Consider the following 10,000-nt stretch of genomic DNA (forward strand, 5'->3'; position numbering starts at 1 on the left):
CGATCACGACGTGCTTGGCAATTCCAACATCTTCTTTCCCCTGACCATCGATCACGCCCGCATTCGCGGCTGGGAGGCGACGGTCAAATCCCCTCGCTTGTTCAACCGGGCTCAGTTCTATCTTGCCTACTCCCACCAGTATGCAGAGGGGAGTGGCGGAGTCACCGGCGGGCTGACAGACTTTTCTCCTCCAGACGCAGGCACCTATTTTCTTGATCATGACCAGCGCAACACTTTTACAGCGGGCATGAACACAAATCTCCCCTGGCGGACCTGGGCATCATGGAATGTGGCCTATGGCTCGGGCTTTCTCGATGGTGATGGGCCCGACCATCTGCCCTCGCACACCACCTTCGACCTGGCAATCGGAAAGTCCTTTGGCGAGCGCTTTTCGGCGAGATTTTCGACGGTAAATCTGTTCAACGAGCGCTTTCTGCTCGACAACAGCAATACGTTCGGCGGCACGCATTTCGCTAATCCGCGCATGCTGGCAGTGCAGGTGCGATATCGGTTCCATTTCTGAGGAGCGCAGCGCGGGATAACCGGAAGTGGTTCCCTATCGGTCTGTTGGCTGATACCCTGCCTCACGTTTCCATTTCCACTCCAAATCGAGGCTGCTCATGTTCACCGCTGATCTGCTGAAGGCAAAGCGCATTCTGGTGACAGGTGGAGGTACAGGAATCGGCAGGGCCATGGCCCATCGCTTCCTGGAGTTGGGAGCTGTGGTTTATATCTGTGGCCGCCGCAAAGAAGTGCTGAAGCAGGCGCAAGCGGAGCTGTCTGCTGCCACCGGCGGGAGCATCCATGAACACGTATGCGATGTGCGCGATTCGGAGTTGGTGGAACAGATGGTGACTTCGATATGGCGGGAAGGCCCGCTGGATGTTCTGGTGAACAATGCCGCTGGCAATTTTCTGGCGCGTACGGAAGAGTTGTCGTTGCGCGCTTTTGAAGCCGTAATCGGAATCGTGCTGATGGGAACCATCCACTGCACGATGGCCTGCGGCCGGAGATGGCTGGCGAGCGGCCGGAACGGCCATGTGCTCAACATTCTCGCCACTTACGCCTCTAGCGGTTCGGGTTCAGCATACGTGGTGCCCTCAGCGGTCTCGAAGGCCGGAGTGTTCGCGCTCACGCGCAGCCTGGCTGTGGAATGGGGGCGCAGAGGGATTCGCTTCAACGCTATCTCTCCCGGCCCTGTGCGAACGGAGGGAGCGTTTTCGCGCCTACTCCCACGCCAGGAATTTGAAGAGGCGGCGATCAACCGAGTTCCCCTCAAAAGATTTGGACGTCCCGAGGAGATCGCCGACCTGGCAGCTTTCTTGGTGAGCGACAGGGCCGGCTACATCAACGGTGAAGTAGTAACGATTGACGGAGGCGAGTGGCTGCAGGGAGCCGGAGAATTCAACAGCTTGGGGATGGCATTGTCCGACGCTGACTGGGAAACTCTGAAGCCGAAAAAGAACTGAGAGCTACTTCTTCTTTTCCAGATTGAGCGCCACGGAATTAATGCAGTAGCGAAGTCCGGTTGGGTTGGGTCCGTCGGGAAACACATGGCCCAGATGAGCGTCGCAATTGCCGCACAGCACTTCGGTACGCCGCATGTAGTGGCTGTTGTCCTCGTCGGTCTTGATACTAGATCCGTTAATGGGTTCCCAGAAACTCGGCCAACCGGTACCTGAGTCGAACTTGCTATCCGAACTGAACAAATCCGCACCGCAGCAGACGCATTTATAAGTTCCTGGATCCTTGGTCTGGTAGTATTCGCCGGTAAATGGCCGTTCGGTGGCCTTTTCGCGGCAGACCGCGTACTGATCAGGAGTAAGCTGCTTTTTCCAATCCTCGCTGGTTTTCTTCATGGCCATAATCTGCTGAACTCTCTCAGATTTTAACAGCACCGTATTCAAAACGGTTTACTGCTATGACCAGATTTCCCGCAGCACTCTCGCAAAGTTTGCACCAACAACCTTCTCAGTCACCCTCGGTGAGTAGCCGCGTTTCAGGAGTTGATCGGTTATGACTTCCAGCCTTAGCGGCGTATTGAGTCCAACGACGTAGGGATAACGATCTTCTTCCGGTGCAGCGGCGCCCGCTTTCACGCGCGCCTCCTGCGACTTCTTGAACTCGGCGAGTGCTTTTGGGCTGGTGTCAAACGGAGAGACTCCTGCATCGCTGCCTACTCCGACGTGGTCTTCGCCACCCACTTTCAACGCGCGTTCGACGTGTGCCATATAGTCTTCGACCGTCGGCTGTCTGGGAGACGGTGCCAGAAAGGGCAGATCATAGATTCCCATCACGCCTCCCTTGTCCGCCAGAGTTCGGATTTGTTCGTCCGTCTTGTTGCGCGGGTGCGCATGAATGGCACTGCAGCCAGCGTGAGAAATGATGACGGGTTTGCGGGATGCCGCCATGGCATCTGTGGTCGTCTTGGGATTGCTGTGGCTGAGGTCAATCGCTACTCCCAGTTCATTCATCTTCTTTACGGCGTCTTGCCCAAGCGTTGTCAGCCCGCCGGCGTTTGGCTCCAGTACGCCGGCTCCGAAAACCGACTTGCCGTTATACGAGAGCTGCATCACGCGCACCCCCAGGTTCCGAAATACCTCGATGCGGTCAACTTTGTCCTCCAGCATGCTCACACCTTCAAACGAGAAGATGATCCCCATCTTCTTCTCGCGGTGGGCGCGCTCCATATCTTCTGCGAGCCGCACCTGCAGGAAATAGTCGGGATGCATCTCTATCAGCCGCTGGACCCAGGCGATTTCGTCCACTGTCCCGGCGAAGTCGCTGCCAAATCCTCCCAACGTCATCTTGACTACGCTGACGCCAGAGTTGCGCGCCATGTCGAGGTCTGATTGCGGCAGTGGCAGCTTCTCTTCAAGCGGAGGCGCGGAGTTGCAGTCCAATACAAGCCATCTCCGGTACAGTTCATCCGTCTGAGGAGAAATTTCGCTGGTGTCAGCGACGGCTTGCGCACTGGCAACAATTGCCGAGCACTTGGGTAACGCACCCGACACCACAGTGCCTGCCACCAGAAACGAGAATTCGCGACGATTCATAGGTGGTTCACAAAATTACAGTAGTGGAGAAATATTAGCAGCCGAGCCCTCGAGGTCGACTCTCAATCCGTGCTGTACGTCACTTCCAGTCGGTGTATGCGGAAACAAGCGAAGATGAGGATCGCTGCCGTCAGGCACAGCAGCCCCAGAACAGAAACAAACGGTGTGACCGGCTCGGCCACCACCGTGAACAGAGCCAGGAATCCCTGGGTTGGTATTTCAACCGGCAAGAGTTGCTTCAGATAGAAGATTATGCTGAGCTTCTGCAGAATCGAAGGCAGCACCGGGTTGATCGCTTCATAGCCCATCACCAACGCCCCGGGAACGATGGGATTCTTGAAAATCAAGCTGAGAGCGAGAAACAGAGCGCCATATCCAAGGCAAGCCAGGGCGGTCACCAGCAGGTACGACCAGAACTGATGGAGTCCGGGGCCGTCTAAAACATAGCTCCGGCCTGCGGGACCCAGGTGCACATACATGAAATAGAACGACAACAGCACGCTGATGCCGAAAAGAAGAATTGCAGTGATGGCGCCGGCGAGAAATTTTCCCAGCACCAGCACTTCCCTTCTGACCGGAACCAGGAACTGGTAATGCAGGGTGCGTTCCACGATTTCCCCGCGAAATAGCCACGTGAAGATGCCCATGCAGCCGAAGAAAATTCCCAGCCGGAGATAGTAGAAATTGAAGATGCCGGCCAGAACCTCTGTATCGGCGGAGACGGTGCAGATACGACGTGGGCCATCGATCAGGGCATGCAACCCGACGATCGCGGCTGGGGCAAAAGCTAATAAGTAGATCCAGAACCCGCGCCGCGCCAAAAAATTCCGCCGCAGCTCGATCCGTGCCAGGATCCCCGTTTGTTCTGCCCACAACTGCCAGGACTGTTTGCTGACCCATTGCCGAAAACGCCAAAACAGCCTCCGCCCACTCATTGGTTCCCCCGGTCGGAACCGATCAAATACTGATAGATCGAGTTCACGTCGTCGTCGGCAGGCGCGACCGCATCCACCTCAACTTCGCCCTTCGACACCACCCTGTTCAGCAGCAGGTAAAACTGCTCGGCGTCGCGCGTCCGAACCAGCACGCCGCGACCATCGTTCTGGATTTTGGCTTCCACCACGTGATTGAGCACGAAAACTTCAGCGGCTAGCTTCGCAGGGTTGGAACAGCGCACCAATATCTGCATAGGGTGGTCCTTAACCTCTCGCCGGACCTCCTGGATCTGGCCTTCAGCCACAACATAACCGTGGCTCATCAGTACTACGCGATCGGAAATGCGGTCCACTTCCTCGAGAATGTGGCTGGAGATGACAACGTGCATTCCTTTCTTGCCCAAGGCCTCAAAAAGTGCGATCGCTTCGGCACGAGCCATCGGATCCAGGCCATTCAACGGTTCATCTAGCACTAGCACGGAAGGATGATGCGCGATGGCTTGAGCCAGGCGGATGCGCTGCCGCATGCCCTTACTGTAGCCGGCAACCTTGCGTCTTGCGGCTTCGCTCATGCCCACTCGCTCTAGGGCTTCATCGGTTAGCTTCCGGGCCTGGTGGGGGGGGAAACCATGGAGCCGGAGAGGCGCGTAGATGAAGTCCAGTCCGGTAACGTAGCGAGGAAACGAGTCAAACTGGCTGCAATAGCCGACACGCTTGAAAAACTCCAGGGGGTCATCGGGAGTGAGACCGAGAACGCTGACATGTCCCTGGCTGGCACGGATCAGCCCGGTAAGCAGATTCATCAGCGTCGTCTTGCCGGAGCCGTTGGGACCAACGAGGCTGGTGATCCCCGGCCCCAAACACAAATTGACGCGATTAACACCCAGCACTTCCCCATAAAACTTGGAGACATTCTCAAAAACGATTTGCTCGCTCGCATTTCTCATCCGCGTACCACCTCGCGAGCGCGTAGTCGGCGGTTCAGGATGGCGAGCGAGGCGAGGCAGACGATCAACAACGTCGCCCAAGCCGCGGCAATTGGAAGCGGTGTCTTCGAGAAGCCCTGGAAGAAGTCCAGGGTTAGGTGAAAGCGGTCATAAACAATCACGCGGAACAGGTATTGCAGATTCAGCAGGCGGCCCCAATTTGTACGCATCACCGCGTCGAAAGCTTCTCCGAACCCCGCGGGCACGAAAAATAGCGCGTAGGTCACCGCGGTAGCCACGATCCGCCACTTCACCCAAGCAGAAATCGCCAAGGCAACTGCGGCTAGTACCACAATCCAGACCCAGGAAGCTAGCAGGATAGCGCCGGCCATCCACAGATGCGGCCAGAGCCAGTTTCCGCTGGCGAGCCCCGCTTCCAGGAAGAAAAGCAGGAGCAGAGGGAGCCAGGTTACGACTGAAAGCAGCCCCATCAAAACCGCGAATTTACCAAGCACGTATTCAGCACGGCTGAAAGAACGGCTCAGGAAAAGAGGAAGAGCACCGTTGGCCAGATCTCCGGCGATCAGCACCGGCCCGACCCAGGAAGTTAGAAGCAAAGCCAACCAGGCTTGGGCGATGAGGAAATTGCAAAAAAATCGGGCGTCCACCAGGAGAAAGTTCTGTTTCCCGAGTTTGAGAATCGCTTGCGCTGTCTCACTGTTGGCGACGTATATGAACGTTGCGCCCGCCACAAGCGGAAACATGCAAAAGAACAATAAGGCCACAAAGAAGCGAGACTGGAACAAATCACCGGCGGCGTAGCGTGTGAGCACGAAAAAGCGCGACCAGCGCGGTGTCAGCGGCCCTTCATAGGGTTTATAGCGGCGCTTATATACGGCCATTGACTGTCCCGGTCTGTTCCATGGCGTTGAGGAAGATATCTTCCAATGAGTCACGGCGGTGATTCATGCGGCGAATCTGCACGCCCTGCTCAGCCGCAATGCGATAGAGTTCGCGAACTTCGACGTTGTCGGGCATCACTAGTTTCAACCGGCCTCGGCCGAAAGTGGCGCATTCACAACCGAGTTTCTCCAGCGCCTCGGTGAAATTGCCGTTTGCGCCGATTGTCTCCATTTCCAGGAACTTGCGGTTGGCGCGTCGCTCTTCTTCCAGGTTGCACAAAGCAGCAACGCGGCCATCGCGCAGAATCAGCACCTCGTCGCAGGTTTCGTCGACGTCGCGAAGTAAGTGGGAAGAAAGCAGCAGGCAGATGTCGCTGGCATCGCGGATTTCGCGGATGAGTTCGATCATGCGTTTGCGGGCCGGTGGATCCATGCCGTTGGTTGGCTCGTCCAGGATCAGAAGCTTGGGCCCGTGGGCAATGGCCTGGGCCAGCTTGGTCAGCTGCTTCATTCCCAAAGAATAGGTCCCGATCTTACGATAGCGCGCCTCCCCCAATCCCACGCAGAAGAAGGCTTCGTGGGCGCGCTCCATGGCATCTTCGGGGGGAAGGCCAGAGATTTCCGCCATGTAGCGCACGAAATGCACGCCCGTCATGTTCGCTATGAAGGAATCATTCTCGGGCATGTAGCCGACCAGCGAGCGCAGTTGATCTGCACCCCTACGAATGTCGATGCCAAGCACGCGCGCCGTTCCAGAAATGGGTGGATAGAAGCCGAGCAGGGTGTTAATGAGCGTGGACTTGCCCGAGCCATTGGGTCCAAGCAGGCCGATAGAACGTCCGCGGAGGGCTCCACTCAGATTGTCGAGAATAGTTCTCCCCCCCAGCTGAACCTGGAGCCCTTCGAGTTCAATAGTTGCGCTCATCTCTTTCCCATCATTAAGGCTCAGGCCCCGCCAATGTTCCAGCTCGGTTTCGCTTCAGCAGCGAGGAAAGCACAAACGTGTTCAGGTCGAATCCAAAAAACCTGCTGGTACTGGCCAGCTGTATCTGATCCTTAACACCGTAGGCGCATATGACTGTTGGCCTGGAGTCGGCCGCCAATTGCTGCACTAGCACCTGTTGCTGCGGAGTGAGTTGCCCCAGCAGAGGCTGCAGGATCGGAGCCAGGTTCTGGTAGAAGAGAGCCGAGAAATTGTTGTGGCCGTCCTTCGGCAACAGGGCCCGGAAGGAGCCGGAGCGCGCCAGGCTGGTCCCATTGACGTGAGTGTTCAAGGCAGCGATCACCAGCGCCCGCGTAGGAGCCATGATCAGGTATCCGTCGCTGAAGGTATAGACGTGGTCCATAGGCATTCCGCCATGCTGGCTGGTGATGGTGTAGAAGGTGCGGCCGTTAAACTCAGACTGCTGCAAAGTGACGCCCGGCCTTCCCTGCTGAACCGCATGCTGATTCCAGCTTTGCACCAGCGTAGCAATTGAGTTCTGCAGATGCGCCGGATCGGTAACCTCGGCAATCACCTTCCAGGACAGGGTTGGGAGCACTGGACCGTCCAAGGCAAGTGTGACATCACCGCCCAGCGTGGCGGCAAGGTCTTCACGGATGCGCAAACCCATCTCCTGCTCCGCCTTGGAGAGATTCTGCGTGGAGTTGGTATCGGTGGCACCAAAGGTATTCAGCAAATCGTCGAGCATCAGCGCCGGTGACTTGGAGAGGAACGATACTGCAGCTCCGGCATCAGCTGAAACGAAATCCAGGGAGCCCATGGGCGCCGGAGCGGCCAGCCAGGAAGCAATGCCGCGGCGCTCGCCTTTGAACTCCAGCACAGCGCGGTTGTCGGTGGTGCCGGAAACTTGCCGAAGTTCGACGATCAGATACTTCACGTCGCTGAAGCCGGAATTCTGGAAAGCAAGCCTTTCCTGGTCTGCATGAGGAGACGGAGCATGAGGCTTGGAGATGGTGGCAAGCTGGCCAAGATCCGCGGCAATCAGGAATCCAGCGCCACGACTGTATGCGTTCATAACGCGTTGGCCGAAATCGGTGAACGAAAAGCCACCCCCGCCGGACGTGAGCTGAGCGTCCATCGCACGAACCGCCGCGAGATCGCCGGCTACCAGGAAGTCGTCTCGTACCAGGAAAACTCCTTCGTGTGGGGTAGGCGAGAGAGTGGCCAATACCTGTTGGTCCACGACCTGGGGCGCTCTATTCTGAGCCTGATTGTTGGGAGCAAGCCCGGGCAGCTCCTTCTGCAGATAGTCCTTCAATCCAGGTTGGCGGATCTGCGCCAGCATCACCGGACCATGACCGACAAGGGCGCTATCCAGTGTGGCTGTGAAGACCACCTCATCTCCCAGATACTGGCTGGCGCCGCGAATCTTTTCAACCAACTCCTCGGGTGCAGGCCCATGGTCAGCGGCATGCTTCTCCTGCCACCACTGACGCAATACTGGGCTTTGCGACATCTGCTGCTGAAAGACTTGGTTTGCATCCGCCAGCGTTTGTCCAAGGTTCGGAATGCTGACGTAGATGACCGTCTTCGCCGGCAGCAGCGGGAGAATGCGGCTTTCATAGCGAGGGCTAGGAGCGGGAATCTGTTCCAGTTGCTTTCGCAACTTGGAAAATTCCGCCAGCAAGGCCAAGTGCTGATCCAGATTGCGGCTCCAGGCGATTTCATCGGAAATGGGGACATAGCTAACATTGCTGGTAGTGGAAACCTGGTCACCGGGGTGAAGCACGTCCTCAGCACCATCGTGCGCCACCCGCACCTCGCCTTCGATAACGGACACACGCGAACCCTTCGTGCCGGAGTTAACCGCGAAAACCGTGCCCGTAACTGCGACGCGACAATCGGGGGCCTTCACGTAAAGATGCCCGGTCTGGCGCTTAGCTGCTTGCACAATAATGCTGCCCTGATCGAGATGGATGGCAGTGTCGCGATGCCCTGCGGTTACCGAAAATTCCGCCCGCTGATTCATTTCGACTCTGGAACCATCCAGCAAGCGCACGAAAGCATGCGATCCACTGCCTGTGCGGATGAAGTCTCCTTCCGCTATTTCGTCTCCGGGCGTGAGGGCACGTTCGCCCGAAGCGGCTACTCGGTAAAGTTGGCCTTCCACGGATTCAATGTGCGCCCGCGCGCCGGCCGGAGGGGAGAAATAAACATCGCGAATCAGCCAGGCAATGCCGATCGCCGCAATGAGCAGACACATCGCCAGAGCCGATCGAGGTGATGGAGTGAGCCACGCGAAGTGGCGGCGCACCGGCTCTATCTGCCAGCCGGCGGTGGTTTCAGCCGCGTCTCGCCGGCCGTAAGCGTGCTCGCGGCAGGAAACACATTCGCGCAGATGATCCTGAACGAGCAGTTTTCGTGGAGCACTCAATGTGCCCTGGTGAAATGCCGGTAGCAGCGCCCGAATATCGTGACAGCCACGGATAATTTCTGTCGAACGCATGGATGCCCCAACAGCCGCCATCTGTTCTTCTTGAAGCCGCTGCCAGACGCGATCTGCAGCAGCCTGCAAAACATGAGGATTCAGGGAGTCGTTTCGCAGTTCGGCAACGGCTCTTTCGAGATCAATATCAGGATGACGATTGAATGATTTCATAGCCCGCCTCTCATGAACGCACGAAGGTCCTTCCTCAACCGCGCCCGCGTGCGGTGCAACGTGACCGCCACCACCGCTTGGGAAGTGTTCAGCATGCGGGCTATTTCGCGATTGTCGAAGTCTTCGAGATAGCGCAGCACAAACATTTCTGCCGTGCGCGGATGCAAGCGTCCGAGAGCTCGGCGCAAGCTCTCCTTGATCTCCACCGATGTGTGTGCCCGCTCGGGCGAGGGGAGGGACTTGGAAGGCAATGGTTCTGCGTTCTCCAAGGGGACGTCGCGCCAGTCACGTCGGGCCCGAATGATATCCAGAGCGGCGTTGATCGCGGCGCGATAAAGATAGCTTTCCAGGTTGCCGATGCGACTTCGGTCGAAATCGCCTCGGGCCAGCCGGAGGAAGACAGATTGCGCGACATCCTCAGCGTCCGCCAGGCTGCCTGTTATTCGGTAGGCCGCCTTCAGAACGCGAGTTTGATGCGCGCGAAAGATGTCTTCAAGCTCTGCAACTGCCGGCATCGCCACGGGGTGTTCCATCGCTGCTGCCAAGTAGCCCTCCTGAGCTCGCCGTCATCGAGAAGAC

The 10,000-nt window shown here is 57.5% G+C and carries 10 protein-coding genes; 2 read left to right on the top strand and 8 right to left on the bottom strand.

Features of this window, described 5'->3' with window-relative positions:
- Together VEG30_14820 and VEG30_14825 are read left to right on the top strand one after the other, a co-directional pair.
- Nucleotides 1-523 (top strand): TonB-dependent receptor (locus VEG30_14820; protein ID HXZ81199.1); only part of this gene is annotated, 523 nt, incomplete at its 5' end.
- A 97-nt stretch (nucleotides 524-620) separates the two neighbouring features.
- Nucleotides 621-1,469: an SDR family oxidoreductase gene (locus VEG30_14825; GenBank protein HXZ81200.1), complete on the top strand. Its 849-nt coding sequence runs from the start codon at nucleotides 621-623 to the stop codon at nucleotides 1,467-1,469.
- A 3-nt stretch (nucleotides 1,470-1,472) separates the two neighbouring features.
- Here the strand turns inward: VEG30_14825 and msrB are convergent, their stop codons facing one another.
- The 8 genes from msrB to VEG30_14865 form a co-directional block, all read right to left on the bottom strand.
- On the bottom strand, nucleotides 1,473-1,859 hold the full coding sequence (gene msrB / locus VEG30_14830) for a peptide-methionine (R)-S-oxide reductase MsrB (protein ID HXZ81201.1): 387 nt from the start codon (nucleotides 1,857-1,859) through the stop codon (nucleotides 1,473-1,475).
- A 60-nt stretch (nucleotides 1,860-1,919) separates the two neighbouring features.
- Entirely contained in the window at nucleotides 1,920-3,056 is a 1,137-nt protein-coding gene (locus VEG30_14835; protein ID HXZ81202.1) for a membrane dipeptidase, read from the bottom strand.
- Nucleotides 3,057-3,118: 62 nt separating this feature from the next.
- Nucleotides 3,119-3,991 (bottom strand): ABC transporter permease, encoded by an 873-nt coding sequence (locus VEG30_14840; protein HXZ81203.1) that lies wholly within the window; start codon nucleotides 3,989-3,991, stop codon nucleotides 3,119-3,121.
- Entirely contained in the window at nucleotides 3,988-4,938 is a 951-nt protein-coding gene (locus VEG30_14845; GenBank protein HXZ81204.1) for an ABC transporter ATP-binding protein, read from the bottom strand. Before VEG30_14845 ends, VEG30_14840 begins: the two co-directional genes overlap by 4 nt.
- A complete protein-coding gene (locus tag VEG30_14850; protein ID HXZ81205.1) occupies nucleotides 4,935-5,819 on the bottom strand; it encodes a hypothetical protein in 885 nt (294 codons plus the stop codon). The genes VEG30_14845 and VEG30_14850 overlap by 4 nt, the downstream gene beginning before the upstream one ends.
- Nucleotides 5,806-6,744 carry an ABC transporter ATP-binding protein gene (locus tag VEG30_14855; protein HXZ81206.1) on the bottom strand — a complete coding sequence of 313 codons (939 nt, stop codon included), beginning with the start codon at nucleotides 6,742-6,744 and terminating at the stop codon, nucleotides 5,806-5,808. The genes VEG30_14850 and VEG30_14855 overlap by 14 nt, the downstream gene beginning before the upstream one ends.
- 13 nt (nucleotides 6,745-6,757) lie before the next feature.
- Entirely contained in the window at nucleotides 6,758-9,421 is a 2,664-nt protein-coding gene (locus VEG30_14860; GenBank protein HXZ81207.1) for a FecR domain-containing protein, read from the bottom strand.
- Nucleotides 9,418-9,966, bottom strand: a complete 549-nt coding sequence (locus VEG30_14865) for an RNA polymerase sigma factor (GenBank protein HXZ81208.1) — start codon at nucleotides 9,964-9,966, stop codon at nucleotides 9,418-9,420. Before VEG30_14865 ends, VEG30_14860 begins: the two co-directional genes overlap by 4 nt.
- Nucleotides 9,967-10,000 lie beyond the last annotated feature (34 nt).

This window comes from Terriglobales bacterium (assembly GCA_035624455.1).
Lineage (GTDB): Bacteria > Acidobacteriota > Terriglobia > Terriglobales > Acidobacteriaceae > DASPRM01.